The 26,214-nt window shown below is 31.5% G+C and carries 27 protein-coding genes and 1 tRNA gene; 15 read left to right on the top strand and 13 right to left on the bottom strand.

What is annotated here, in order from left to right; all coding sequences use genetic code 11:
• The first annotated feature begins 457 nt into the window (after positions 1-457).
• Together OIU83_RS08190 and OIU83_RS08185 are read left to right on the top strand one after the other, a co-directional pair.
• Positions 458-1,117: a sensor histidine kinase gene (locus OIU83_RS08190; RefSeq protein WP_264205761.1), complete on the top strand. Its 660-nt coding sequence runs from the start codon at positions 458-460 to the stop codon at positions 1,115-1,117.
• The gene (locus OIU83_RS08185; RefSeq protein WP_264205760.1) at positions 1,107-1,751 is read left to right on the top strand and encodes a response regulator transcription factor; all 645 of its coding nucleotides are present in this window, start codon (positions 1,107-1,109) and stop codon (positions 1,749-1,751) included. The genes OIU83_RS08190 and OIU83_RS08185 overlap by 11 nt, the downstream gene beginning before the upstream one ends.
• 25 nt (positions 1,752-1,776) lie before the next feature.
• Here OIU83_RS08185 and OIU83_RS08180 read toward each other — a convergent pair whose 3' ends face one another.
• Together OIU83_RS08180 and OIU83_RS08175 are read right to left on the bottom strand one after the other, a co-directional pair.
• On the bottom strand, positions 1,777-2,544 hold the full coding sequence (locus OIU83_RS08180) for a hypothetical protein (protein WP_264205759.1): 768 nt from the start codon (positions 2,542-2,544) through the stop codon (positions 1,777-1,779).
• Positions 2,545-2,600: 56 nt separating this feature from the next.
• The gene (locus OIU83_RS08175) at positions 2,601-3,113 is read right to left on the bottom strand and encodes an adenine phosphoribosyltransferase (RefSeq protein WP_264205758.1); all 513 of its coding nucleotides are present in this window, start codon (positions 3,111-3,113) and stop codon (positions 2,601-2,603) included.
• 116 nt (positions 3,114-3,229) lie between these two features.
• On the opposite strand from OIU83_RS08175, the gene OIU83_RS08170 reads away from it, so the two are divergent.
• The 5 genes from OIU83_RS08170 to OIU83_RS08150 all read left to right on the top strand — a co-directional run bounded on the left by OIU83_RS08170 (position 3,230) and on the right by OIU83_RS08150 (position 6,265).
• A tRNA-Arg gene (locus tag OIU83_RS08170) sits at positions 3,230-3,303 on the top strand.
• Between the two features lie 116 nt (positions 3,304-3,419).
• Positions 3,420-3,827 (top strand): helix-turn-helix domain-containing protein, encoded by a 408-nt coding sequence (locus OIU83_RS08165; RefSeq protein ID WP_264205757.1) that lies wholly within the window; start codon positions 3,420-3,422, stop codon positions 3,825-3,827.
• Positions 3,828-4,107: 280 nt separating this feature from the next.
• A complete protein-coding gene (locus tag OIU83_RS08160; protein ID WP_264205756.1) occupies positions 4,108-4,920 on the top strand; it encodes a hypothetical protein in 813 nt (270 codons plus the stop codon).
• Between the two features lie 243 nt (positions 4,921-5,163).
• Positions 5,164-5,634, top strand: coding sequence for a hypothetical protein (locus tag OIU83_RS08155; RefSeq protein WP_264205755.1), 471 nt, complete (start codon positions 5,164-5,166; stop codon positions 5,632-5,634).
• A 196-nt stretch (positions 5,635-5,830) separates the two neighbouring features.
• Positions 5,831-6,265, top strand: a complete 435-nt coding sequence (locus OIU83_RS08150; protein ID WP_264205754.1) for a hypothetical protein — start codon at positions 5,831-5,833, stop codon at positions 6,263-6,265.
• A 201-nt stretch (positions 6,266-6,466) separates the two neighbouring features.
• Here OIU83_RS08150 and OIU83_RS08145 read toward each other — a convergent pair whose 3' ends face one another.
• Complete coding sequence (locus OIU83_RS08145; RefSeq protein WP_264205753.1) at positions 6,467-10,210, bottom strand: WG repeat-containing protein; 3,744 nt, start codon at positions 10,208-10,210, stop codon at positions 6,467-6,469.
• Positions 10,211-10,536: 326 nt separating this feature from the next.
• On the opposite strand from OIU83_RS08145, the gene OIU83_RS08140 reads away from it, so the two are divergent.
• Positions 10,537-11,037, top strand: a complete 501-nt coding sequence (locus tag OIU83_RS08140; RefSeq protein ID WP_264205752.1) for a hypothetical protein — start codon at positions 10,537-10,539, stop codon at positions 11,035-11,037.
• A gap of 42 nt (positions 11,038-11,079) precedes the next feature.
• On the opposite strand, the gene OIU83_RS08135 is transcribed toward OIU83_RS08140, so the two are convergent.
• From OIU83_RS08135 to OIU83_RS08100, 8 genes are all read right to left on the bottom strand, one after another.
• The gene (locus OIU83_RS08135) at positions 11,080-11,658 is read right to left on the bottom strand and encodes a DUF4833 domain-containing protein (RefSeq protein ID WP_264205751.1); all 579 of its coding nucleotides are present in this window, start codon (positions 11,656-11,658) and stop codon (positions 11,080-11,082) included.
• Between the two features lie 342 nt (positions 11,659-12,000).
• Positions 12,001-12,417, bottom strand: coding sequence for a GtrA family protein (locus OIU83_RS08130; RefSeq protein ID WP_264205750.1), 417 nt, complete (start codon positions 12,415-12,417; stop codon positions 12,001-12,003).
• A 1-nt stretch (position 12,418) separates the two neighbouring features.
• A complete protein-coding gene (locus tag OIU83_RS08125) occupies positions 12,419-13,105 on the bottom strand; it encodes a CDP-alcohol phosphatidyltransferase family protein (RefSeq protein WP_264205749.1) in 687 nt (228 codons plus the stop codon).
• A 154-nt stretch (positions 13,106-13,259) separates the two neighbouring features.
• The gene (locus OIU83_RS08120) at positions 13,260-14,066 is read right to left on the bottom strand and encodes a phytanoyl-CoA dioxygenase family protein (protein ID WP_264205748.1); all 807 of its coding nucleotides are present in this window, start codon (positions 14,064-14,066) and stop codon (positions 13,260-13,262) included.
• A 226-nt stretch (positions 14,067-14,292) separates the two neighbouring features.
• Positions 14,293-15,081, bottom strand: coding sequence for an SDR family NAD(P)-dependent oxidoreductase (locus OIU83_RS08115; RefSeq protein WP_264205747.1), 789 nt, complete (start codon positions 15,079-15,081; stop codon positions 14,293-14,295).
• Between the two features lie 419 nt (positions 15,082-15,500).
• Positions 15,501-15,665: an IS3 family transposase gene (locus OIU83_RS08110; protein ID WP_404827668.1), complete on the bottom strand. Its 165-nt coding sequence runs from the start codon at positions 15,663-15,665 to the stop codon at positions 15,501-15,503.
• 44 nt (positions 15,666-15,709) lie between these two features.
• Positions 15,710-16,408, bottom strand: coding sequence for a DUF1826 domain-containing protein (locus OIU83_RS08105; protein WP_264205784.1), 699 nt, complete (start codon positions 16,406-16,408; stop codon positions 15,710-15,712).
• 260 nt (positions 16,409-16,668) lie between these two features.
• Positions 16,669-17,229: a hypothetical protein gene (locus OIU83_RS08100; RefSeq protein ID WP_264205746.1), complete on the bottom strand. Its 561-nt coding sequence runs from the start codon at positions 17,227-17,229 to the stop codon at positions 16,669-16,671.
• A gap of 180 nt (positions 17,230-17,409) precedes the next feature.
• Here OIU83_RS08100 and OIU83_RS08095 point away from each other — a divergent pair, with 180 nt between their 5' ends.
• A complete protein-coding gene (locus tag OIU83_RS08095; RefSeq protein WP_264205745.1) occupies positions 17,410-17,814 on the top strand; it encodes a helix-turn-helix domain-containing protein in 405 nt (134 codons plus the stop codon).
• A gap of 612 nt (positions 17,815-18,426) precedes the next feature.
• On the opposite strand, the gene OIU83_RS08090 is transcribed toward OIU83_RS08095, so the two are convergent.
• Complete coding sequence (locus tag OIU83_RS08090; RefSeq protein WP_264205744.1) at positions 18,427-18,945, bottom strand: hypothetical protein; 519 nt, start codon at positions 18,943-18,945, stop codon at positions 18,427-18,429.
• A gap of 341 nt (positions 18,946-19,286) precedes the next feature.
• Between OIU83_RS08090 and OIU83_RS08085 the strand changes: the two genes are divergently transcribed.
• The 3 genes from OIU83_RS08085 (at position 19,287) to OIU83_RS08075 (ending at position 20,339) form a co-directional block, all read left to right on the top strand.
• Positions 19,287-19,532, top strand: coding sequence for a ribbon-helix-helix domain-containing protein (locus OIU83_RS08085; protein ID WP_264205743.1), 246 nt, complete (start codon positions 19,287-19,289; stop codon positions 19,530-19,532).
• On the top strand, positions 19,525-19,803 hold the full coding sequence (locus tag OIU83_RS08080; protein WP_264205742.1) for a type II toxin-antitoxin system RelE/ParE family toxin: 279 nt from the start codon (positions 19,525-19,527) through the stop codon (positions 19,801-19,803). The genes OIU83_RS08085 and OIU83_RS08080 overlap by 8 nt, the downstream gene beginning before the upstream one ends.
• Before the next feature lie 119 nt (positions 19,804-19,922).
• Positions 19,923-20,339: an acyl-CoA thioesterase gene (locus OIU83_RS08075; RefSeq protein WP_264205741.1), complete on the top strand. Its 417-nt coding sequence runs from the start codon at positions 19,923-19,925 to the stop codon at positions 20,337-20,339.
• 147 nt (positions 20,340-20,486) lie between these two features.
• Here the strand turns inward: OIU83_RS08075 and OIU83_RS08070 are convergent, their stop codons facing one another.
• Entirely contained in the window at positions 20,487-21,911 is a 1,425-nt protein-coding gene (locus OIU83_RS08070; RefSeq protein WP_264205740.1) for an amino acid permease, read from the bottom strand.
• Positions 21,912-22,427: 516 nt separating this feature from the next.
• On the opposite strand from OIU83_RS08070, the gene OIU83_RS08065 reads away from it, so the two are divergent.
• The 3 genes from OIU83_RS08065 to OIU83_RS08055 all read left to right on the top strand — a co-directional run bounded on the left by OIU83_RS08065 (position 22,428) and on the right by OIU83_RS08055 (position 26,198).
• On the top strand, positions 22,428-23,165 hold the full coding sequence (locus OIU83_RS08065) for a LytR/AlgR family response regulator transcription factor (RefSeq protein ID WP_264205739.1): 738 nt from the start codon (positions 22,428-22,430) through the stop codon (positions 23,163-23,165).
• Positions 23,166-23,579: 414 nt separating this feature from the next.
• Entirely contained in the window at positions 23,580-24,785 is a 1,206-nt protein-coding gene (locus OIU83_RS08060) for a Vps62-related protein (RefSeq protein ID WP_264205738.1), read from the top strand.
• 414 nt (positions 24,786-25,199) lie between these two features.
• Positions 25,200-26,198, top strand: a complete 999-nt coding sequence (locus OIU83_RS08055) for an aldo/keto reductase (protein WP_264205737.1) — start codon at positions 25,200-25,202, stop codon at positions 26,196-26,198.
• The last annotated feature ends 16 nt before the right edge of the window (positions 26,199-26,214 follow it).

The raw sequence follows: 26,214 nt of genomic DNA, 5'->3' as shown, positions 1-26,214 counted from the left end.
CCTTATTTATAATCTCTTATTTTCTAAATATTCTATATTTCAAAGAGAATATTAATAAGTCATTTATTTACAGTTTTGCTGTTGGCGTTCTGTTAGTCATGATATTATCTTGCCTATACTTAGTAGAAATATTCAATTCTGACAAAATATTAAAATTTAAAAAGTCTGTTTTTTTTTGGTACATCTTAGGGATATTAGTCTTTCATGTACCATTTTTACCTTTCATGCTTGCAATTAAGTGGTTTTTAATCAAACAAGACGAATCGATTTTTAGTTTGGTATTGTTTATTCTAAATTTCCTATCGCATAGTTGCTATATTATTGGATTTGTATGGAGCGAAAAGAAATACAATTATTAGTCATTTCATTAGGTATTGTTTTCTTAACTTTACTAATCATTTTACTTGTTATTTTCTTTTATTTTTTGAAGAAGAAAAACAGTTATCTGGTTGAAAAAATGGAATCTGAACTTTATTTTCAATCTGAATTAATAAAAACCAGACTCGAAATTAAAGACCAGACTCTTTGTGAGATTAGTAAAGAACTACATGACAATATAGGTCAAATAGTATCTGTTGGGATTATGCAACTTAATATGTATATCGACAGCGGAAAAGCAATTAACCAAAATGAGTTAAGTGATCTCAAGGAAATATTAGCAAAATCACTAGATGAAATCAGGATTTTATCCCGAATCATTAATAAAGATAATTTACTGCAAAGCAACTTCATCGAAGCCATAAAACAAGATTTGGAACGAATAAAAAAGCTAAAAAAAATTCAATATAAATATACCCTCTTGGGGGAAATCCCTCAGATCAACAAAGAACATGATTTGTTTATTTATAGAATATTTCAAGAAGCATTACACAATAGTTTAAAATATTCACACAGTGATTTGTTTGAAGTAAATATTACAACAACCGAAACTTTTTTTTTATTGGAATTTAAAGATTTTGGAATTGGTTATGATCCGCTCAAAACAAATTCAGGAATAGGATCAAACAACATGAGATTAAGAGCCAAATTAATTGGAGCAACATTAATTATAAAATCTGAGACAACTGGAACAACTATAACCCTGGAATACCCCTTAACTAAACCCGATGAAACCTAAAAACAAAATTATTATTGTAGATGATCATCTCTTATTTTCCCAATCACTAGAGCTTTTAATCAATAGTTTTAAAGATTTTGAAGTAATAAATCGCTTTGAAAATGGAAAAGTCTTCATTTCATACTTACAGGAAAATATAGATTCGGAAATTGATTTAATTTTATTAGATGTTAATATGCCTGTTCTGGACGGTGTAAGTACTATGAAATGGATTAAAGAAAACAGACCTAATCTTAAAGTTATAGCATTATCTGTAAATGATGATGAAGAAATTATTATAAAAATGCTAGCCAACGGCGCCAAAGGTTATTTACTCAAAGATACTTCGCCCGAAATTTTTAAAGATGGGATGATATCTGTTATCGAAAAAGGTTTTTACTATACCGAATTAGTATCGGGAATGTTAGTAAAAAAAGTAAATTGTGATTCCTCAAAAATCAATTTAAAAGATAAAGAAATCATTTTTATAAAACACGCCTGCACCGAAAAGACGTATAAACAAATTGCCTCAGAAATGTGTCTGAGCCCAAAAACAATTGATGGTTACCGGGAATGCTTATTTGACAAACTTGAAATCAAAACTCGAATAGGCTTAGTTTTATATGCCATAAAAAACAAAATCGTCTTTGTTTAATTACCTTGGATAATCTTGAATCCTTTTAATTAAATTTTATCAATTTATCACTTGCCAAATCGTATTCATATAATTCTTTGGTCAATCTATCTACATATAACCATTGAATTATGTTTGTATGATGCTCAAAATCATTAGAAATCCCTAAAACTGTATAGGAACGTCCTTCTTTTTCGCCATCTTCTATTGAATAAATTAAATTAGCATCTGGATTTTTAATAGTAACTTTTACAAGTTCTACCTTAGAATTAGCTAGGTAATACTCTACCAAAGTATATAGATAGTCCTTGTATTCGGTTGTATAGGTATCCTCTTCTCCGCCCCAATAATATTTTATTGGTTTTTTATATTTTTTTCTAAAAAGACTCACACTGCCATCTTTTATCTTCTTGGCATCAACAAGCCATTCTGTAAAACTTACTCCTTCTTCTCCTCCAACCATAAGACTATCGATTTTCCATTTCATTTCGAATATATCACCTCTGGTGTATTTTGGATCTTTCTCTAAATTTGTTGCTAACGAAATTATCTCATTGTTCTTTTTTACAATAAATAATGGAAATTCGCCCATTTCATCGTATTCAACAAACTCAGCTATATCCGAGTATATCTTTTGTCTTTTTAACTCCTCCTTCGGTCTAATTAAGCTTGTAGCAACTTCTAGATTTGATTTACTAACAGAATCATTGGAACCTACTTCTGTTTTTTGAGGAATAATATTAGAATCAATTTCTTTCTTCTCTTTGCAAGCAGATAATAATACCAATAATATAAAAGAATACAGTAGTTTCATTTAATCAATTTAAAATTTAGATGATTGCATTTATCAACGCTATGATATATACGAATCTAATATGTTATAGCAGCAAAAATAGGATTTTCATTTATTTTTTCTCTCCCATTTAAAAAAGAAAGCTCCATTAAAAAATTACATTGCACAATTTCGCCACCCAATTCATTAACCAAATCACAAAGAGCCTTAGCAGTTCCTCCTGTGGCCAAAACATCATCATGAATCAATACACGATCTCCTTTTTTAATAGCATCGATATGCATTTCTAATGAATCGGTACCATATTCTAAGTCATAAGAAGCCGAAATAGTTTTAAAAGGAAGCTTTTTTGGTTTCCTTACAGGCACAAAACCTGCATTTAATTTGTCGGCAAGTAACATTCCGAAGAAAAAACCACGACTTTCTGCCCCAACTACTTTATCAATTTTTTGTCCTTTTAAAGAATCCAACAAAATTTTTAGCGATTCTTCCCTTGCAATTGGGTCATTTAGCAATGGAGTGATGTCTTTAAACAAAATTCCTTCTTTTGGAAAGTCCTGAATATCACGGATGTAATTTTTTATTTGCATTTTTTTTACTTTTTCTGTTGTTTTTCGCTTGTATATCTCACATTTGTTTCTATCTTTGCACCCGCAATAAGTGCTCAACAAAGCTACAAAAAATAAGCTAATTGAAAACTAAAAAAGGCCTCGTGGCGCAACTGAATAGCGCACTTGATTACGGCTCAAGAGGTTACTGGTTTGAATCCAGTCGAGGTCACAGAATTAAAATCCCATTTCTTACGAAATGGGATTTTTTTTTAATTTTTGAAACGCAGGGTTTTAATTCAAAAAATGGCTTTATCTTTAAGCCTTTAGAAAAAATTAATATTCGTTATGGAACAGAAAATACATCAGGGAAGAAATGTAAAACGTTTTAGAGAAATGCTTAATATAAAGCAGGAAGCATTAGCTTATGATCTGGGCGAAGACTGGAACCAAAAGAAAATTTCTATGCTGGAGCAGAAAGATGTAATTGAAGACAATCTGCTGAAACAAATTTCGGCTGTATTAAAAATTCCTGTTGAAGCTTTTCAGAATTTTGATGAAGAGCAAGCGATCAATATTATTTCTAATACTTTTGGAGAACACGCTTTCAGTAATTCATTTAATTACGGAACAATTAATATTCATCCAATTGAAAAGTTAATTTCACTTCACGAAGAAAAAATTGCATTGTACGAGCGTATGTTGAAAGAGAAAGATGAGATGATGATTAGGCTTGAGAAATTGATCAATAAATAATTTCTAGAAGATATATTGCTGTGTTAGGTTATTAAATTCTCCTTTTTTTAGCTATTAATACTAACGTCTTGGTACTAGATTCAGTTTTGGAATAAATTAAGCCCATTCTTCAGTTTGTCAAATAGTCCAAATATAAACCCTTTGTCTCTGCTAACACGTTTATTAACATTTGCGAATTTAGTTGAATTACCGTTTTTTATCGTATTTTCGTTCAGGCCGGAAATACACGTTTTCATAACTTGCAAACGTATAGAAGAGCGAGAACGTTGGTTGTAATTTTATGGACATATTCGACAGATATAATTTAGCAAAAAAAGATTTCCAAAAATATAAGAAAGGAAGTCTATATACAGCCACAAAGGGTGCTGAGTCTCTCTTTGATATTATGTACGAACTTGAAAAATCTAACAAAGATGAAAATCAAAGTTATCTACTAGCTCAGATTTACTACAAATTAGGCTGGAAGTGGGAATGTGAAAAATTTGTCAAAACCCATATATCTTCAAACAAATTAAATTATTTAAATCAGTGGAAGTGGCGACGCCTATTAAATAAAGTTGAAGATTTATTTGAGTTGGGACATTATGAATTAGTTGAATTCAGAGACTTAAGGACTGCTGAAAAAAGAAATGTACCACCGCCATTATTGAGAAGCGACTTTATATTTAATGAGGAAGTAAATTTTATAATAATAAGCATAAAACCAAACTTCAACGATGTTATACTCTTAAACAAAAAAGTATTAAATGATGAAGTAGAATTTAGTGCAGAAAAAGAAAGTAACATCACTAATTTTATTGAAAATACAAACTCGCATTTTTCCTGGACAAATAATTTCCATAAAGAGTTAATAAATTATTATAATGATAATTATCAACAAATTTTGAGTAGTATAGGGCGTCTAGACTATGGTAAGGCCGACGATCAATGGTATAATGGATTAAAGGTAGATAGTGTAGGTTTTCATTACAATAAAGATGAGAGTTTAGAAGGTTTATATACAATTTATGATTATTATAATATGAATTCCGGATTTCATATTGAGACTTTAGATAGCTCCATTGTAAAGCTATATTATAATACTGATTTATAAGAACTAACAGTAAAAAGTCGTGAGACTTCTATCAGGTTTGTAATTTCCATCGAAGAAAAAAATTGCGCAAAGTTAGGGACATTTTCGCAGCTTTTCATGAGAACACTTCGGAGAATGGAGAACGGGCAGGGAAAGTATCTTTGTGCATATGCGAACGATCTGTTTTTTCAATAATAACAATGTAAATCAACTACTGCAATGCTACTACAATGGATCAGGCAATTAATAAAAAAAAATAAAAGTATGGAGGAAATACCTAAAATAGAGGATAAAATAAAAGCTCTCTACTTGTACATTGATGGTAATGCATCAGATACTGAAGGTGATTCTTGGTATTATGGACATAATCCAATAATAGTTTCTCATATAAATACTTTATCTAAAGCAGAATGTGAAAGATTAGTCTCTGAAATTTGGAATTGGAAAGAAGAAATCCTTGTAGATTTAGCTGATCCATTTCTTCAAATAGAAAATCCAAATTTGGACGGTTGCTTTTTGTATTGTAAAATCTTTATGAATATAACCGATATTGAAAATGAGCAATATTTAATTGAGAATATACATCTCGTCAATACTATTCCAAAAAGAAGTCAACCAATAAGTTTTTTCCTTGATTTAGAAAACAAAATCATAAGAGTAAACGAAAAATTAGATGGAAGATATAAATATTGCGTCGAGCAAATTAAACTAAAAATAAATACTGAATATAGTTAACTAACACCTTTGCTAAACCCGATCGCGCGGATTTGTAATCCGTGCCCGCAAAGTATATCTTAATAGATTAAAAAAAAGAAAAAACAGTTTTTATACAGGAATGGGCACGGAAAGAATTTCCGCGTTATCGTTGCGCATATCCGAGCTATCGGGAATAAAATTAATTATAAGTCGCGAGATTCAAAATTTTAAATACATGAAAACAAAGATTATTCTTCTCTTTTTAGCCTTTCTAAGCAGCACGTTGTATGCACAAAGCAAAGCTGATAAAAAGATCATGAACAAAATTGAAAAACAAATTCTGGATAAAAATATTAAGAAAGAAATTTTTAATGATCTTGATTCTGCAACTATAACTATTTATTTGAAAGGAAATGTTCCAATTTTAGTAGAGAAACAAACGGGTCAATTTCGTCATACCTATAAATTTACAGCAGATAAACGGGTTGAACAGGATTATCAAACCCTTATTAATGCTAAATTTTATATTCGAAATTGGAAAAAGAATATTTATATTAGAGTTGGTAAAATTATTAAAATCAATTCAGAAGTAAATTCTGCGGTACCAATGCCGGCTGACTATATTTTTGATTATAACAAAAGCCAAATTGAAAATGTAATTATAAAATAATAAGAAATAAAAATACATTAAATTGAACCCAATCGCGCGGATTTGTAATCCATGCCAACAAAGTATATCTTAACAAATTAAAAAAAAGAAAATCCAGTTTTTATTAATATAGGAACGGGCACGGAAAAAATTTCCGGACTATCGTTGCGCATATCCGAGCGATCGGGTTTAACGGTACAGAATAGAGTTGTTTTCATAATTTTAATTATTGTCGTTATTCTTTATTTCGTAAAACACTTTATTTTGTGGTGTCACCAATACTGCTTTTTTACCTTGTTTACATTCAAAATATCCCTTCTTTATATATCTGATATCATCATAAATAAGTGAAATAATTATGGAATTCGATAAATCTACCACTCCTTGTTTTTGTCCTTTGGAAACGATAGCGAAATTTGTCCTTTCAAGGATTTTATAATCATCATAGTCTTTATTATTTTCCGATTTTGTTTTATCATTTTCCTGATTTGCAGGGGTAATTTCATACGGATTACGGTCATTATCAATTAGGTTTCCATAATAATCAATTCGTCCCTTTTTTCCATCTTTTATAAAGGTATAACACCAATATGGAAGATTTTTTTCTCTATACAATGTATCGCATTCAATTGAAAATTGTTTTTCTCCATATCTTCCATACATTGTGCGGGTTTTATTCTTCCGGCCTTGGATCCCTTCTGTTTCTGAAAAATTTAAATCATCTTGTTCTATCGGAATTATTACGCGACCGCTCAGAAAATCTAAGATTCCTTTTTTCTTATTTTTTGTAACGACCAATACTTTTCGTTGTTCCATAGATCTTTTGTTAAAATCAATATCTTTAATAGCATCGTAAACAAATTCATGAAGCATCTGATTTTTATTGGTAAGCACTCCATATTTAGTACCTCTTTTAGCAATGAAATTGATATTGTCCGGCGTATATAAGCTATCATTTACAAAGGGTATTAATATGCTTTCGTTTGCATCAATTACCCCATATTTATTATTCCTTTTGACTATAAAAAGTGTAGTGCGTAAAAAAGGATCGTAATTACGATCATAATACTCCATTGTTTTTGAATCTTCAAAAATCAAGCGACCATATTTACTATATTTAATCATTTTCACACTATGATTTTTATCGTCATATTGCCTATCTGAATAACCTCCATCAATGTCGTCACTAAATTTTGTTGCTATAGTTTCTAAATCTATTTTTTGCGTTTTTAAATTCAGCAGCTTAATGGTGTTACCGTCCCTAAGTATCAAATGATGATTGACGGTTATATCACTAAAATCAAATTTCCAGTTGGCAGGCACTATAAACGAAACTATTTTTTTGTTTTCTGGGCCTAGAATATCTACTTTGTCTTTGGTTTTGCAAATGAATATTTTGTTGACATATTCTAAAATAACATCTCTTTTTGCTTTGTTGCACCAAACACTATTATGATTTTCAAATGGAAAAATGATTTCATCATATTTGTTGTCTGCCGGCATTAAAACTTTTCCGTCAAAGTCGACTATACCGTATTTATCGCTTTTGGCATCGGTCTTAAACTTAAATAAACTAAAAATTATCTTTTGATTTTCAGAAACTTGATTTCTTTCTTTATCATTTTGATAATAATAATCTACTACTGGATACTTAAACTTGGCGATTTCCAATTTATCGTTAATTGCTCCATACAGGTCTTTATCTTTATAGATGAAAAATTTATTTTTATATGAAACTATTGGATATGGAATTTGATGCATATTCAAATCCGTATCAAAAAACACTTGTTTTTCGTCGGCAGTGTTTGCGAAAATAAATTTTTGATCATGCTGTGGATTAGTATAACGTGCCAATATTGCTCCCGAATCCTTTCCGTTTTGAAGATTGTATAATCCGTATCGACCTAATTTATCCTGATAACCAAGAATAATATTATGGATATCAGTTCGGATATTATTGCAGTTATCCAATACCTTGGTAAGTGTGTCTCCCTGTATTTTCAACAAGGATATTTTGTAATCATAAATTTGTCTCCCATTATCAAAATAGGTAATGTTTTGATGATTTACTTTTTCAGAAATAATGTAATAGTATGTTTTTATGGAATCATTTCGGATAATCAATCTTTCTATTATATCCTGAATGACAAAAGGGTAAATGCTTTGTCCTTTGCTATTATACAGACTATAATTATTATCTTTATTTTTTACTTCAAAGACAAGGGATTCTTCTCTTTTTTCGTTATAGTTTGGACTCGGATAAATAGTAATACTTTCATATTTTATGGGTAAAACTTCTTTTCCATTAATATCCAACAAACCTTCAAGCGATTTAGAATCTTTTATATCATTTCCAGCTAAAAAAATATTTTTATTAGCACGAACTATATACGAGTATTGAGCCTTTAGAATTTCATTACCATCAACATCCGCAATACCATATTTATTATTTTGTTTAAATAATTGTCGATCTGTGTAACTATCATTCATTCCATCAATCGGATTTTGGCTTGATACATATTCTTTAGGATTATTGTCCTTTAAATCGCGGTATAATTCACCATTCAATTTATAAAGGGTCTTTTTTTTGTTACGATAAGTTGCAATATGTAAATCCTGCGCTTTAGAATAATCTATACATACAAAATCATACTGTGGTTTTTCTATTTTTTTATTATTCAAAATGGTAAATCCCCATTTGTTTTTTATCCTATAAAATAACACATCTTTGTAATAGATATTACTGCTAAAACTTTTAATTTCATCATATTCATTATCCAATAGCATTTTCCCATCCAATAGTCTAGCGCCAAACTTATTTTTATTTTTAGTAATGAAAATATAGTATTTCGAAAATTCTTTTTGTTCTACAACAGGCTCTGGAAAGAAAAGATTCGAGTCCTTACCTTTTAAAAATGTATTTCCCATATTCGAAATCGAATCATAAATAGGTTCTGTATGATACTCAAATTTGCTAAAGTTATAAACCCCCGCTTTGCTGTCTTTTTTTACAATTAAATATTTGTTTTTATCCTTTAAAGGAACTTCTTTGGGTTCGATAAAATTTTCTTTACAAAAAATAATCTCTGACAAAATATTCTCATCCTGACTTTCTTTTGTATAAGAATCAAAAACATCCTTGATCAATTGGTTCGTTTGCGGACGGTAAATAGAAAGGTGATTGCCGATGTGTAAAATAAAATATTGTGATTCCTTTTCTTCAGCATAATTCGGATACATTTCTTCATAAGAATCAATAGAATCAACTAAAACTTCATTGTTTTTTAAATTGATAAATTTCCATCTACCATCTTTTTTAGCCAATAACAGGTTATTTTTATACAGTATAGCAGAAGAACACTCAAAAATCAGTTTACAGTTTAAATCATAAATGCTAATGGTTTCCTGAGTTTTTGAATTTTTGTCCAAATCGGTTACGATAAAATATTCTAACGTCCCCTGCAAACCGTTGTGATAAGTAAAATAATCTTCGCTGGTTGTAATTTTCTGATTTTTAAATGGTATTACAATTTTTCCAGTTTTATCAAGAAGTGCTTGCTGATTATTTTTAATGACCACAAAAAAATTAAATTTATCATCGCACAAAGCTAAAATCCAATCGTAAATAGGTGCAATCACATAACTATTTGTCTTTCTATTAAAAACACCTTCAGATACAATATTTACCGTTTGTACTCTAACTTTAATGTTCAGGGTATCTTTATCGGATATACTATATTTCTCCGAAAAATTATGATTGAGAATCGAAGCAATATGCTCTTTCCAAACACCAATATTGGTATTTTGTAAAAGTTCCTTATCTTTTATTTTATCAAATGTTTTAAGAGATTCATTAAATTTTCCTTCATTGTAAAACTGCATGGCTTGTTTTCTCAAAGCTTCGCTATTTTGGGAGAAACTAATTAAAGGCAGTAAGGCAAATAATATTAGTAATATTTTTTTCATGCAGTTATAATAAATTAGTAGCATTTTTTTGAAATACTTTTTTGGTTTTTGCTGTTCAATTTCAGCCATAATACTGTCTCTTTTTGTTTTTCTATACCCGATCGCGCGAATTTGTAATCTGTGCCCGCAAAGCATATCTTAACAAATTAAAAAAAGAAAATCCAGTTTTTATTAATATAGGAAAGGGCACGGAAAGATTTTCCGTACTCTCGTTGAGTAAATCCGTATCCATTATTCAAACTTAAAATAAAAAATAATTAAAATACTTCAAAATTGTATTATTTTCGTTTTACATTATAACTTATCGTTTACGTAATTAATCGAAAATGGGACAATATATTACTATTATTTATGCAAATGAAAAATTAGAAATTGATAATAAAATACCGCATTTTTACGAAAATGGGCGTTTAATAATTCCATACAATAATGAATCACGCTATGCGGTTGAAGAATTACAAAAGATATGTAAAGAAGGGATGACGCTTAACGAATTATTTAATTTTTATATTAATACAAGATTTACTTCAAATGAAAACAAAATTAAAGTTCTTGGAGAATATGAAGGATTAAATACTGATTTAGATAATTTAGAAGAGATAGATTTAGTCGAATTTTTAAAACTATTAAATCTTCCTGATTTTACAGTTTTAAGCTACGATGATTTGGCTGGAGATTACATTTTAAATTTTGAAAATTTTATTTATAAAAATTCCGATAGAGAATTCTATAGACTTAATATAAGAATGGATAAACCATATCTCTATCAATATGAAGGTTGTAAAAATCATTGCTTAAAAGAGATGGAATCTAGAAAAAATAAATAGCAAAAAAGAAATTAAAAATCTCATTTCGTTAGAAATGGAATTTTATTTCAACAACATTCTCTCCGTAATTATTTTATTTGAGGAAGTCTCAATTCCGGTAACTTCGGCATACTTTACATTTGGTAACCAAAACGAACCTCCTTCAATGCGCACAAATATTTTTTCTACCTGTATTCTTTTCTGATTTACACTTACAAAAACATGATATTTTTGATCTGAATCTATCTTTTTCAAAGTTAACGGCAGCTTTTTGTACGATACAAATTGAAGCTCAAACTCTTCATTATTTACCGTTTTACTTTCTATTCCGTATGCATATTTTCGTTGCATATAATTAAAGTCTTTCTTCTCCCCTTTCTCAGCATATCGAATCCAATAGGCTTTTATAGGATTGCTTTTGTTTATTTTTCCATTTTCGTCATAGTTTATGGTATAAATTGCAGTGTTTACATTTGGATCACGCTGAATGTAAAACAGCATATTATCTATATTCTTGGGCGTTGGAAAATTTAATGGCGATGGATTTTTAGATTGTGCCAATAGATTTCCTGAAATTATATTTACTAAGATCGTAATAACGATTAGTGATTTTGTAAAATATTTAAATGATAATTTTCTCATAACGAAGTTTTTATACAACCTGCTGGTTGCAATTATTTTAACACATAGTTCCGAAGTCCAATGTTATTAAGTTAAGCTTTTTAGAAAATAAAATTAATCACGCAAAGTCGCTAAGACACAAAGTTTAAACACAATATTGTCATTTCGACGCAGGAGAAATCTCCACGAGAAGCTCGACAAAGATTGGATTTGCGTTGCGGAGTTACTTACGGAGATTTGCTTCGCCTGTTCACTATCGCTCGGGTTTCCTGCGTCGAAATGGCATTGGGCTTCGGGTCTATCTGTTAAATAGAAAGCTACGAATTGCACGCAACTGGTTATTTTGATACTAATCTGATTTAATTACATTCTTTTTTCCTTTACCCTAAAAACCCAATATTTAATCAGTGGATAATTAAAACCATAAGAAACAAAGCTGTCTGTGATTAATCTTCCGATTCTATAATCGATTAGAAATCCTTTTTGCAAAATAAGCGTACCAAATGACTTTAAGGAAATGCTTCCCAATACAACTAACGCAAATTTAAAAAGCTGACTATTGATGTGGCTGCTATAACCGGATTGATTTTTAAATACCCAAAATCTATTGATGCTGAAATTGATAATGGCGCCAACGGTTCCGGAGATTAAAATAGAAAAGGTAAAATGCAGTTTAAATACTTCTGTTAATAGAATCATTAAACCATAATCGGTAATACCACCTACAAATGCTGCAACTTGTGCTTGTAGAAAAATCAAAATGGATTTTTTACTGAACATATCAGCCTTGGTTTTTATCTTTTAAATCACCCAACTTTAAAAGCTTCAAACTATCAATAGTATTGATTATAAATAATAAAACAGAGATTAAGCTAGCCAAATACGTAATTGATCCATGAAACAAAACTTCTATAATTAAAATTAAAGCAATAATAAATCGAAGTTCTGTTGGGCCAACAAAGCCAGAATCTATACGGTATTCATCTGTAATTTTGTAGCGTAACTGACTGATGATAATTGACCAGCCATACAATGCAACAAAAGCAAAAGCTAATACTTGTGTGCCGTTTTTAGCATAAATATAATAGCCAAAGCCTATGAGTACAATACCAATCCAATCGGCAATAATATCGAGTGCAAAACCATACCAACGACGCGGAATATTTCTATAATAAGCCAATCTTCCATCTAAAGAATCGCCTAACCAATTTATAACCAAACCGATAATACCGAAAAGCAAATACCAACTTGTTAAATAAGTACCTAAAACAAAGGCTAAAAAAATTAATCCAGAACCAAACGTACCAATTAAAGTGAGTACGTTTGGAGAAATGAATTTAGGTACTTTTGGAAGCAAAAATACAATCGTTAACTGTTCTGCTCTTTTTAAAATATTAGTTCGCTTACGGTCAGAGAATGTTCTTTGTGCAATTGCACTATAATCTTCAATCTGTATTTCTTTTCCCATTAATAGCGTAATATTTGTAAGCCAGATAGTATAGCCAATTCTAGTTTTATAATTTTTAGTTTTACTTTTCTTTGACTATTTTTAAAAAAATCTGTGGTACTCTTTAGCTTACCTGATCTAACCAGATAACTAAATGCGATAATAAACAGCATAATTATTTAACAATACCTGCAAAACGTTGATAAAAAACCGTTGGGCTATTCTCATTTTTAGGAGCGTACTTTCCAGCTATAATCGGAATGTAAATAACTCTTCTTCTGCTTTCTTCGCCACTAATAGATGATTCTGCAACTCTGTGCCACAAACGGCCATCGTGAATGGTTAAATCTCCAGCTTCGGGATTAATGGAAACTTCCTGTGGATCGGCTTTATTATCTAAAAAGTATTTTTTACGGAAAAGCATTTGATAAATACTTTGTTTGTGAGTACCCGGAATTATTTTAAGGCCACCGTTTTCGGGTTTTAAAGTGCTTAAGTGAATACCCACATTTAGCATTGGGTTTAATTTTGCACCATAAAAAATATCTCTCAAACCATCTGTATGCCAGCCCATTTTAGTAAACTTACTTTCTGGCCCATTGATATAATGATTGAAAACCATTCCGTCTTTTTCTTCAGTTCCTAATCTTGCACCCTCGCCTGCCAATGGTAGTAAACCATTAAATCTTGGATCAAGTAAAAGACCGCTTAAGGCTTGATGATGTTGATTGATAAAAGCAAAACGTTGTACAATAGGAGAACCATCTAAATCTTTTCCGTATTTTATTGGAACACCATTTACTTTTTGAAGATCGTTTTCAATCCAATTTTGCTCTACTTGTTTCGAGGCATCAATGATGGATGAAACTGTTTCCGGATTTATAAATTTTTTGAAATGGATGAAGCCATGTTCGTTAAAAAACGCAATTTGCTCATTAGTTAATTGCTCCGTAAGGGTAAAGGTTTTATAAGAAGATACCATGATAATATAGATTTAATAAATGAAATAATATAGTTTTTAATTTTATCTAAAATAGAATAACAACAACAGCAACAGCACATTCGCATGTTGGCGTGCATTCGGTTTTCAGATAAATTAAGCCTATTTTCTCTTTTATTTGACATACTCTATAGAATTAGTAGAATTTAATACAAACTTAATATAATTTTTCTTTTTACAAAGAATATTTATTTATTTTTTGTAAAAATTAAATTTTATAAATTCCAGCTGCAGTTTTTTCGATAAATGCCTTTGGTAGTATACGGTTGGCATAAACCGAAATGATATTTTTAAAACCTGGAATAACTTCGGATTTTTTGTTAAACATCGCTTTTACTGCAATTTTTGCAACTTCATCAGGTTGCATATTAAACTTTTCGGCCATTTTGCTAAAAGCGTTTAAACCAGCTCTTGCAGCAAAACCAGTATCAACCGGGCCTGGACTAAAACAGGTTACTGAAATTGAAGTTTGAGCAAGTTCGAAACGCAAGGCACGGGTAAACGATAAAACAAAAGACTTTGTAGCCGAATAAACAGCTAGCGTAGGTACAGCTTGATATGCAGCAGTACTTGATATATTTAAAATGTAGGCTTGTTTTTCTTGTAAAAGTATGGGTACTAATAAATGTGAAAGTTCTACAACTACATTCATGTTAAGTTGCATCATGCCAAGCTGATCGGTTAGAGAAGACTGACTAAAATCGCCCCACACACCATAACCAGCATTGTTAACTAAAAAGCCCACTGGATAGTTATTCATTTTTATCCAATTGGTTACTTTTAGCGATGCACCATTTATCGAAAGATCAATCGATAAAATAGGAGCATTGATGCTGTATTTAACTTGAAGATCTTCAGATAGTGCTTTTAATTCCTCTTCACTTCTTGCAACAAGCAATAGTGGATAACCCTGTTTAGCCAATTCATAAGCAATAGATTTTCCAATGCCTTTGCTGGCACCAGTTATTAAGGCATACGGTTTAGTTTTTCCTCTCATTTTATTAATTTCATCATCAAATATAAAGATTAATTGTAAACCGTTGTGTACAGTGTGCAAAATGGTTACCCTCTCCCTCCCTATCCACTGGGACTTATTGCAATCCGCATCCTTTAAGCAGGCAGGTTGTTCCCCTAAGCTAATTATCCAATCCTAATTACTTATTTTATAATACCATATCAATCCCCAACAGGACATCTAAACCAAATTTACAAAGCCAATGAAAGACAGACACTACATATAGTAAGCCAATTTCTTCAAATCATCCAAAAATGATGTTGAAATTTGTCCTGTCCCTGTCACTAGCTGAAAAGCCCATTTCTTACGAAATGACTTTTTTTATGTCTTTTTTATTATCACCGCTATTAAAGGTTCTGTCCCATCTGGATATGCAAACAAAAATCACACATTTAATTAAGCTACATTTTATATTTAATTTGATTGTTGAATTCTTCAACAGTTACATAATTGAAAGATGAGTGTCTCCTTTTCCTATTGTAAAAAATTTCAATGTATTCAAAGATTTCTAGTTTCATATGTTCTTTATAAATTAATTTATAGCCATAAATCAATTCAGTTTTCAAGGATTAAAAAAACTTTCCTCAACTGCATTATCTCCACAATTTCCTTAACAAATCAACAACAACCGATATTCCCCTTCATTTTCTATTGGCGCTCTATGAATACAAGGCGGCACTTGTTGTTTTGGATGATCTACAGCCAGCCGCCAGAGATGCCCTATTCCTAAATTAATAGGTTCTGCATCGTGATGTACCTGATAATGCAAATCAAAATAATTTTCCTTCAAAAAGTTTTCGAATTCTTCCTCTGATCCATCATACAACTCTTTTAGCTTTGCTCGGATTTCTGGAATTAGAATTTTTTGCCCTGCTTGAGAATTAGCAATAATATCACTTGCCGCCCCGTGATAGGTACATAAAAAAGTATCTGCTGCAATGGGCGAACGATCAACATGAAACGAATACACATCGGTGGATATGAAATCTAATTCGTCATCACGCTCATAACACTTCAGTAAATTAAGAGAGGGCGAAGCTCCAAAATCAGCTAATAATTGTAAATCATTTAAGATTATTTCCCTTGCTATATTCCCCTTTTCTGATAGCTGGAGTGTGATTAAATCTTCAGGATAAACTTCGGTTACGTTTTCTTTTAAAGATAACTGGGTTACAATCTCATTAAAATCACCATCTAAATTTCTGTACCAGCATAGCGCATTCATTTCTCCCTTAAAATTGGTATCTACAAGCTCAGAAAAAGTAGATACTATCCCAATTTGGCTGCTGTCAGAAAATATATTGCTCATAGTATAATAGTAAGAAGCTAGGTACTTCATGCATTACAAAATTATGTAATAATAGTTAGTTGAGAAATTTTTATCACTATAAACTTTTGGAGCTGCTCCCTTTTTTTGCCACAAAAAATTAAGGCTGTAATCTTCTGATTCTTTATTTTTGCAGATGTCAGCCAAAGGACAGTAATAAAATTCAATAGACGGATTACCTAAAGAAACTTGATGTTGAAGTTTTCATACTATCGTATTTTAAAGTTTGGGAAAAGGATATTTTATTCCGTTACACAATCAATCTTATCCGTTTTCTTGATTTTCTCAATACCCCTTTCTCTCATTAGTTCCACTGCATCGAGCATTTTTATTAAATGAATGTAAGGCGTCGCCAGATCAAAGAAAGGATCTCCGGCATAGGGAGATAATGAAAGTTCCAGGATTAAACATAGAAATGATTCAAATTCTTCCAGCGTTTTTTCATCAAATGCTTTTTGAAAAACCATAAAAGGATTATCGTATTCTTCCTTCGTCAGGGAAGAAAGATGAAAAACCGTTTCAGAGTTCAAAGACGCTTTCACTTTCCATTTTTTGCCTTTCTGTTGCAAGCAGTAACACACTTTGAGGAAAGAGTTTATAGCAGTATAAAAAACAAAAGCATTGGAGGGATTGTTCGCTTCATAGACTTCTCTCTTATAGCTGTAAACTAGAACTTCGGTTAAATTCTGTTTGTAATAATCCAGATCTGCAAAGGAAAAAAAGGCTTCAATTGCCTTAAATGGATTTCCTGACATATATCCTCTCCAAAAGCTGGTTTCGAAAGATATTTTATTCTTTTTCATAGTAAAGAGATTTAAAATTCACAAGCGAAGTTCCTTTCTTTGTAAAGGATAATCTATTCGAAATGCAGATATAATATCTGACAAAAGGGATATTTACGGGATATTTTTTTATCTTTGAAACTCAGGATTTTTACCACAAATGGCTTTATCTTTGAGCCTTTAGAAAAATTGATATTCATTATGGAACAGAAAATACATCAGGGAAGAAACGTAAAACGTTTCAGAGAAATGCTTAATATAAAGCAGGAAGCATTAGCTTATGATCTGGGCGAAGACTGGAACCAAAAGAAAATTTCTATGCTGGAGCAGAAAGATGTAATTGAAGATAATCTGTTGAAGCAAATTTCAGCTGTATTAAAAATTCCAGTTGAAGCTTTTCAGAATTTTGATGAAGAGCAAGCGGTGAATATTATTTCTAATACATTTGGTGATAATGGCATTGGATATCAAAGAAATGATAACCCTACTTTTAATCCAATTGATAAAATTGTTCAATTATATGAAGAAAAAATTGCGTTGTACGAGCGTATGTTGAAAGAGAAAGATGAAATGATGGTTAGGCTTGAGAAATTAATCAATAAATAATCATTTATAGAAGATATATTAATTCAAAAAAGAGACTTTCGAGTCTCTTTTTTGTTTTGCCAGTATTTGTTCTATATGAATTACAAAATATTACATTAATTATGTTACCACTGCTTTTAAAATTCAAACTGTTATACTTCAAAATGTAAAAACTAATCTCTAATTGGGATTAATCATCAAAATTATTTTTGTTCATCTGATCAAGATGTGGGTGCGAAGTCAGGAGACATTCGCACAGCGTTGGAATTAAATTACCCCCTGCTCTGCAAAGTGTACCTCACAAGCGCTGGCAAATATCTCTGACTTTGCGCCAATTTACAAATATCTAATTTAAAACGTATAAGTCATAAAGTCTCAGACTTTAAAACTAAATTTCTTAGATGTAATTTCTGGAGAAGAAAGAATGAAAACAATATTAAAAAATAACTGCAAAAAGTCGGAAGACTTTTATAAACTTTAATAATTCATAGGTGCAAAAAAATTCGCAAAGTCAGAGACATTTGTGCAGCTTTTCAGTTGAACATTTTGGAGATCTAGGAAACTTAGTTTTTGTGTTTTCCTTGTCTTTTGAACGTCTAAACCTTAGATGCGCATAAGAATTCATAATTCCTGTCAATATTCTTTGTGATCCACATAGAAAGTGCAATCTGGAAACATATCTTCCAGCACGATTATCTGTTCCAAAATCTGCTCGCTCTCCAGCTCAGGAAAAGAACCATCTATTTCTGCTAAAGACGAAACATATACCTTTTTTAGATTTTTCAACTGATTGAGTGTAACCAAATCTTCCAGAATAATCCCCGTTCGCCAAATGTCCAAATATTCCAGATCTGTAAGTTGGTTAAGGTAGAGTAAACTGGCTTTTGTGATTTTTGGCTGTTTCATGAGTGTGAGGCTTTTAAGCTGCTGCACTTTGGAGATATGTTTTACACCTTCATCTGTAATGGCGGTTTCTTTAAGATATATAGAATGAATGATTTTTATTTTGTCGGTAAGCATTGCAAAATAATCGTCATTATAGTTCGGGTCATCTACTCCAGCAACGACAGACACTTCTATAGGAATGTCTTTGGAATCATTGATTTGACAAAAATGCCACCAAAATGTTTTTTCTTGACCTTTGAGTTTCATCGCTTTTGTTTAATTAAAAATATTTGGAACCCCTGCAAAGTATACCTCACAAACGCTGCGCAAATATCTCTGACTTTAAAACTAAATTTATTAGATGTAATTTCTAGAAAATAAAAACAATATTAAGAAATAATTGTAAAAAGTCGGGAGACTTTTATAAACTTTAATAATTCATAGGTGTAAAAAAATGCGCAAAGTCTGAGGCATTTGCGCAGCTTTTCAGTTGAACACTTCGGAGATATGGGGTTTGTACCCAACAATTAAAAACTATTTCATTTAAATATTTTTTCCATTTCTAAATTTTGGTGTAAATTTACACCAATCTAAAAACTTATATTATTATGACACGACAAAGTATATCATTAACTGCCCCTAATGATGAATGGTTGAAAAATCAGGTTAATACAGAAGAGTTTAGTAGTAAAAGTGAAGCTATTAATTATTTGATTAAGCAAGCTCGTTCACAAGAAGAATACTATGAGTTTGTGAAAGCTAAAATAGATAAGGGAGAAAAAAACGGTTTTGCAAAGAAACAAACGAGACAAGAAATGTTAGCCGAATTTAAAAAAGATCTGCCTGATGTATAGTTACTATTTAAGTAGCGAAGCCAAAGAAGATTTAAGAAAAATATATTATTATGGTGTTAGTAAGTTTGGCATAAATCAAGCTGACAGCTATTTTAATATGTTTTATGATTGTTTTGAAAAAATAGAGGGAAATCCTTTTTTATTTCCATCTGCTAACCACATTAAAATAGGATATCGCTATTGTTTTTGTGGTGTTGATACTATTTACTACCAAATTAACGGAGATAAACGAGTGGAGATTATTACCATTATCGGAAGACAAGACCTTTAAAACAGTTCAATTTGTCGAGAATACCTTTTTGTCATAGAAATTTAACACGAAGATTTTAGACCGTAATAATCCAAAAATATTTGCGTTAGCTATTAAAATTAAACTTTATAATCAATACTATGGAATACTCAAAAAATTACACCGTTGCAGATGCACATATAGATGTACAAGGCATTATGGATGGCTTATATTACCCGTTTTATATGGAGGAATGCCGCCATGATTATATTAGGGAGATTCTAGGTTTTGATTTTGTTCAACAGGCAGAAAATGGTGTATTTATGGTTTTATCAGAGTATAAAATCAAATTTATACGCTCGCTCAAAAAAGACGATAATTTTGATGTGACCTGTGCTGTATATACAGATGCTCAGGGATTACCAAGACTACATTTTAAACAATCAATAATAAAAAACGGAAAAATAATGGCTTCGGCAGTATTTACAGGAACTTGTATTCCTGCAACTGGAGGAAGACCTTATTTACCTGAAGAGTTGAAAGCAAATTTTGCTGATGCGGCTTCATTGCAAGTTTAATAACTATAATAAAATTAAACTACAATTTAGCTTCACCAAAAATAGCATACCATGTTCTATAGGTAAATATGATTTTAGAATTAAAAAGGCATTGAAAATCAACTACAGATTGATAATCAATGCCTTTTTTTAATATAGCAAAAGCTATTATATTTTGGTTTTAAAAACTTTATAGCATACAAAAAGAATACCCAACCAAATAGGAATCAATTCTACAGATAACTTCATATTAGTGATCCACATGATGGATAAAATACCAAATAAAAACACAAAACAGATGTAATTACTTACTGGATAAAATAAGGAAGGAAACTTAGTTTTTGTATTTTCCTTGTCTTTCGATTGTCTAAATTTTAGATGCGTATAAGAGATCATAACCCAGTTAATAATTAAAGAAGACACCACCAGAGACATTAAAATACTAAAAGCTTCTTCTGGAATTATTTTATTTATTATAATACAGATAGCTGCAAAGCATGAAGATATTAAAATGGCATTAATTGGCACTGATTGTTTGTTTAGCTTCATTAAAAACTTAGGTGCATTGCCTTGATCTGCCAAGCCATATAACATACGTGAGTTGCTATATACGCTACTATTATAAACTGATAGCGCTGCGGTTAATACAATTAAATTAAGCACATTGGCAATAAGGCGTGTAAAAAATATTTTGTTGCCAAATAGCTCAAATTCCATTCCGTTTAAATTTTGAAAAACCATTACAAACGGACTACTATCTGTAGTAATTTGTTGCCAAGGCGACAGAGCAAATAAAATTACCAATGCTCCTACATAAAATATAAGTATTCTATAAATGACCTGATTTGTTGCTTTTGGAATGTTTTTTTCTGGATTTTCGGCCTCAGCAGCGGTAATTCCTATTAGTTCTAAACCTCCAAAAGAGAACATAATTAACGCCATTGCTGATAATAAACCTTGAAAACTACCAGATGGAGTTTTTTCGAAGAAACCTTTTGGAAAAAAACCTCCATCGTTATATAAATTATGAATTGTAGCGTGTTCTCCTCCTGTACCACTTATTAATAAGTAAGTACCAAAAAGGATCATTGCAATAATTGCAACAACTTTTATGATCGAAAACCAAAATTCAGTTTCTCCGTATACTTTTACAGAGGCAAAATTTAAAGCGTTAATAACCAGGAAGAAAAATAAACTGGATGCCCACAGCGGGATTTCAGGCCACCAAAACTGTACATAAACACCAATGGCTGTAAGTTCGGCCATGCTAACTAAAATATATAAAATCCAATAATTCCAACCAGATGCAAAACCGGCAAAAGAACCACAATATTTATAGGCAAAGTGACTAAAACTTCCTGATACAGGCTCTTCGACAACCATTTCACCAAGTTGTCTCATAATAAAAAAAGCGATAATTCCAGCAACAGCATATCCTAAAATAACAGATGGTCCTGCTAATACAGCTGCTGGACCAATGCCAAGGAAAAGACCTGTTCCTATAGATCCGCCTAAGGCAATTAACTGAATGTGGCGATTCGTCAGCCCGCGTTTAAGCTGATTCTCTTGTACGTCTTCCTGTGTGTTTTTCACAAATTAGTTTTTTAAATGAGTAATATGTACTCACAAATGTATAAACAGCGAATATAAGTTAAAAAAGGAATCCTACAAAGCATGCACTATGCAAAAACTCCGACAAAGAAGTTCTGTCGCATCTGTCAGAATCAAATATAAGTTTTAAAAGTTAAGCTGCCAATTTACAGTATGATTTAAACATAGTTATTCCTGTGTGCAAACTTATATACCCAACGTTGAATTGTTGCATGGTCAACTTGAACTCCATGCATTTTCATTATCTCTTCAACATCCCGATAACTTAAAGCAAATCTAAGCTTAAAATATATGGCGTGTATAATATAGATTTTGGATAACAATAACCCTTGATATTCATTAATTTTAGAATTTAAAGAAAAAAAGTAAAGCTTAACTCTAAATGCAACAGAACCCATTTTACGGCAAATATAATCGAGTTAACAGGCATTTATGAAAGCTATTGCTTTAACATTCATGTTATACACAAACTGAAAAATAAAAAAAAGTATAATAAGAATGCAGAAAATAAATGTCCTTATCGTTGAAGATTCTGTAGAAGACAGTACGTTTCTTTCAGAAATTTTGATTGCCAATAACTATAATGTTGTTGTTGCTTCTAATTATCAGCAGGCTCTTCAGTATTTTTATCATAAGGCTGTAGATATTCTTGTTTTAGATATTTTCATTGATGGTTATCCTGAAGGCATTAATCTTGCAAAAATCATAATTGCTGATCCCAAAACAGCTAAACCGTTTATCTTTGTTACCAGTTCGTCTAATCGCCAGGTTTTTGAAAAGGCAAAACTAGCAAAACCATTCAGTTATTTGCTGAAACCTTTTAATGAACTTAAGATATTATATGCCCTTGAAATGGCAATGGAAAGATTCTATGAGCAAGATCAAGGAAATAGTATACGGCAAGAGTCCATAATAGTCAGTGATTCAATATTTATTAAAAAAGGAAAAAGTCTTGGAAAAGTATTAATTGAAGAGATCATCTATATAGAAGTAGAAGAACGATACTGCAATGTAATCACTAAAACCAAAAAATTTGTCATCCAGATTTCTCTGACTAAAATTCTTCTTCTGTTGGAATCTCACAAATTTATACGCACCCACCGAAACTACATTGCCAATCCCGATAAGATTCTTGAAATCATACTATCGAAAAAGACTATTGTTATGGAGGGAAACCACATCATAACTCTTGGCAATAAATACAGAAATTTCCTAAGTACCTATAAAATACTCTAGTCAGATATTAAACCAAAGCGCTTAAGTATTTTGATTTAGTATTTTATGTCCTATTTCCTCATCCTCGTATCATAAAATTTTCATCTGATGACATTATACTTACTATACCATTTTGATCCTTGTACTTTTATTTCAGATTAACAAAGAAGCTAGCACGTTAGTTATTTTTTATTCAAAGGTTTATTAATCAGGAGATAGAATCATATGTATTATGCATGATACGTATTAGAAGTTGATTCTGGTTGTTATACTTTTAAAGTAAAAGAAAAGGGGCTGATCTCCCAAATAGCAAGTTAAAACAAAAAGTGTAGCAGTACCCACTTTTATAAAAAAAAGGACATTTCTTATTATGTCAATTTAATGAGAAGCGGTAACCGAAAAGCTTTATGAGTAGGGAATTTAAATTATAATAAAATGACAGATATAAATAAACAGGTACAATTTGGAGATTTAATTCTTACATTTACCAATCAATTCTCTTTTGTTTACAACGATCGAAAAACAGGTTCTTCACAGGATGGTGCTTTTTGGCAACCAGTTCCTCCAGCAGGATTTAAAATTTTGGGAACTTATGCAATCGGTAACTATTCTGATGTAAATATTGATGGAAATAATTGGGCTCTTTGCGTTAAAGAGGCGCCTAATTCTAATGCACCATTGGCAAATCCCGCTTCATTTACTGAAATTTGGAACGATCATGGTTCTGGTGGGGAAAATGATGGTTCTTGCTGGAGACCGAATGCTCCAGATGGATACGTTGCATTAGGTGATGTGATGGTAAATGGTTATGACGCACCATCTATTGATTCTGTAGTGTGTGTCCGTAAAGACCTTACGGTAGCAGGAATGGCAGGAACGCAAATTTGGTCTGATAAAAATTCTGGAGCTAAGATGGATATCGATGTATTTTTAATTACTCCAGACACAGCAGTTGATACTAGTCCGAAAAATGGTTACTTTGCTGTAAACACTTTTGTTGCTAATAACTCTCATTCTATACCAAATCCCAAATCTTTACCTGAAATGAATGTGCTAAATTTACCTTTTCCAGTTAGTACATTAGAAGAGCCCGCTACACCAGTATTACAAAGTGTAAATATACCACCGAGTATTAGTGGAAAAACTGTAGATCGTATTACTATTGTACCATTTACAGCGATTACTGATGCAGGACGAACCGTATCATGGCAAGTCAATAACTCCCCCTTTTATTTCTTGGAAAGAGCTGTCTATTACCAATTGGAAATTTTTGACTTCAATACAACAAGTGTAGATCAAACAATCGGCAAAACGGTAACAACGGGTATAACAGAATCTCAAACTTCGACTTTTAGTCTTACTACAGGTATTTCTGTTACTGCTGAAGCTGGTGTTTCCTTCCTGGCTGAAGGTAAAGTATCTGCCACTGTTTCCGTCGAGATGGGATATGAGACTAGTACAAATGTTGAGGTCTTTAAGGAGATTAGTGTTGATCGTCAGTTAGTAACTCCATCTGGAAAAGCTGCTGCAATGTGGTCCTTGGGTTATAACATGAATATCGTACGAGCAGACCAGTCGATTGTTGGAACTTCTTTGGTTCTAGATGTTAATTCCTTTGTACAATCGCAGTATCCAAGCTAAAAATAGAGACTCGAAAAACAGCTTGTATTTATGGTACAGACCAGTTTTAAAGAATTATTTCCAATATTAATATTAAAAAATGGCGTCACTTGACTGTAAGTGACGCCATTTTACGATTAAATGGGATTGCTCCCTTTGTTAGGATCCCTATACTCTTTATCTATAGAAATCAAATATTCGATTTAATACATTGTTAAAGTAATTTAAATCAAAAGAATTACAACACTCATTTTGAAAAAAATTAAACCATTAAAAAAGTTTTTTTACTTTAAAAAATTGGTATATAATAAATCATGGGTTCTGTCGAATCTGTCAGGATCAAATATAAGTATTCTAAATACAACCTTCTGTAATCTGCAAACCTATGTTCATACTCTTTCTTTCGAAATTTGTATTCAACTAAAATTATAAAAGATGAAACAGATTAAATTAGGAAATCAGGGATTAATTATTCCTCCACTTGGTTTGGGATGCATGGGAATGACAGGCTTTGAAGAAGCAAATATCTATGGTCCTGCAGATGAAAAAGAAGCTATTCACACTATTCACCGTTCTCTTGAACTAGGAGGTATTTTTTTGGACACAGCAGACTTGTATGGTCCTTTAAAAAACGAACAACTAATAGCTAAGGCTGTCGGAAAAGAACGTGACAAATATATTTTAGCTACAAAATTTGGCTGGGAAATCGATGACAATAACAAAGTAACCTGGGCTATAAACAGCAGCAGAAAATATATCAAAAAAGCAGTAGAACGTTCACTTAAAAATTTGAATACTGATTATATTGATCTTTATTACATGCACCGTTTGGACAAAAACACACTAATAGAAGAAACGGTCGATGCTATGAGCGATCTTGTAAAAGAGGGAAAAGTGAAATATATCGGACTCTCGGAAGTATCATCTGAAACTATCAAAAGAGCGCATAATATTCATCCCATAACAGCCGTTCAAAGCGAGTATTCCATGTTTGAAAGAACCGTAGAAGAAAGAGGCGTACTAAAAACATTGGAAGAACTAGGGATAGGTTTTGTGGCTTATTCTCCCTTAGGGCGTGGATTTTTATCAGGACAAATTCGTTCAATAGATGATCTTCCCGAAAATGATTTCCGTAGAACTATTCCACGATTTCAGGAAAACTATTTCTATAAAAATATTGAACTGGTAAAAGCAGTTGAAAAAATGGCCGAAGAAAAAAATGTAAATTCCTCACAGCTTGCTCTGGCATGGATCATCAGCAAAGGAATTGTGCCTATTCCCGGAACTAAACGCAGAAAGTATCTTGAACAGAATATAGCCTCGACCAATATAGAATTGAGCCAGAACGATCTTCTAAAACTTGAAAGTATCGTACCTTTGGGAACAGATACCGGAGCTCCGTATGATGAATTCAGTATGGGCCTTCTGGACTAAACTTAAAAAGACCTCG

It is taken from the genome of Flavobacterium shii, assembly GCF_025847235.1.
Taxonomy (GTDB): Bacteria; Bacteroidota; Bacteroidia; order Flavobacteriales; family Flavobacteriaceae; genus Flavobacterium; species Flavobacterium shii.
This window is presented reverse-complemented; position numbering and strand designations above follow the sequence as displayed.

Coding starts and splice junctions, on each gene's coding strand:
- OIU83_RS08125 (WP_264205749.1), bottom strand. CDS start 13,105: ATGGGAAAAGAAATACAGATTGAAGATTATAGTGCAATTGCACAAAGA.
- OIU83_RS08085 (WP_264205743.1), top strand. CDS start 19,287: ATGACACGACAAAGTATATCATTAACTGCCCCTAATGATGAATGGTTG.
- OIU83_RS08055 (WP_264205737.1), top strand. CDS start 25,200: ATGAAACAGATTAAATTAGGAAATCAGGGATTAATTATTCCTCCACTT.
- OIU83_RS08150 (WP_264205754.1), top strand. CDS start 5,831: ATGAAAACAAAGATTATTCTTCTCTTTTTAGCCTTTCTAAGCAGCACG.
- OIU83_RS08145 (WP_264205753.1), bottom strand. CDS start 10,210: ATGAAAAAAATATTACTAATATTATTTGCCTTACTGCCTTTAATTAGT.
- OIU83_RS08080 (WP_264205742.1), top strand. CDS start 19,525: ATGTATAGTTACTATTTAAGTAGCGAAGCCAAAGAAGATTTAAGAAAA.
- OIU83_RS08120 (WP_264205748.1), bottom strand. CDS start 14,066: ATGGTATCTTCTTATAAAACCTTTACCCTTACGGAGCAATTAACTAAT.
- OIU83_RS08175 (WP_264205758.1), bottom strand. CDS start 3,113: ATGCAAATAAAAAATTACATCCGTGATATTCAGGACTTTCCAAAAGAA.
- OIU83_RS08100 (WP_264205746.1), bottom strand. CDS start 17,229: ATGAAAAAGAATAAAATATCTTTCGAAACCAGCTTTTGGAGAGGATAT.
- OIU83_RS08115 (WP_264205747.1), bottom strand. CDS start 15,081: ATGAGAGGAAAAACTAAACCGTATGCCTTAATAACTGGTGCCAGCAAA.
- OIU83_RS08075 (WP_264205741.1), top strand. CDS start 19,923: ATGGAATACTCAAAAAATTACACCGTTGCAGATGCACATATAGATGTA.
- OIU83_RS08140 (WP_264205752.1), top strand. CDS start 10,537: ATGGGACAATATATTACTATTATTTATGCAAATGAAAAATTAGAAATT.
- OIU83_RS08190 (WP_264205761.1), top strand. CDS start 458: ATGGAATCTGAACTTTATTTTCAATCTGAATTAATAAAAACCAGACTC.
- OIU83_RS08105 (WP_264205784.1), bottom strand. CDS start 16,408: ATGAGCAATATATTTTCTGACAGCAGCCAAATTGGGATAGTATCTACT.
- OIU83_RS08065 (WP_264205739.1), top strand. CDS start 22,428: ATGCAGAAAATAAATGTCCTTATCGTTGAAGATTCTGTAGAAGACAGT.
- OIU83_RS08185 (WP_264205760.1), top strand. CDS start 1,107: ATGAAACCTAAAAACAAAATTATTATTGTAGATGATCATCTCTTATTT.
- OIU83_RS08095 (WP_264205745.1), top strand. CDS start 17,410: ATGGAACAGAAAATACATCAGGGAAGAAACGTAAAACGTTTCAGAGAA.
- OIU83_RS08130 (WP_264205750.1), bottom strand. CDS start 12,417: ATGTTCAGTAAAAAATCCATTTTGATTTTTCTACAAGCACAAGTTGCA.
- OIU83_RS08180 (WP_264205759.1), bottom strand. CDS start 2,544: ATGAAACTACTGTATTCTTTTATATTATTGGTATTATTATCTGCTTGC.
- OIU83_RS08160 (WP_264205756.1), top strand. CDS start 4,108: ATGGACATATTCGACAGATATAATTTAGCAAAAAAAGATTTCCAAAAA.
- OIU83_RS08165 (WP_264205757.1), top strand. CDS start 3,420: ATGGAACAGAAAATACATCAGGGAAGAAATGTAAAACGTTTTAGAGAA.
- OIU83_RS08060 (WP_264205738.1), top strand. CDS start 23,580: ATGACAGATATAAATAAACAGGTACAATTTGGAGATTTAATTCTTACA.
- OIU83_RS08135 (WP_264205751.1), bottom strand. CDS start 11,658: ATGAGAAAATTATCATTTAAATATTTTACAAAATCACTAATCGTTATT.
- OIU83_RS08155 (WP_264205755.1), top strand. CDS start 5,164: ATGGAGGAAATACCTAAAATAGAGGATAAAATAAAAGCTCTCTACTTG.
- OIU83_RS08090 (WP_264205744.1), bottom strand. CDS start 18,945: ATGAAACTCAAAGGTCAAGAAAAAACATTTTGGTGGCATTTTTGTCAA.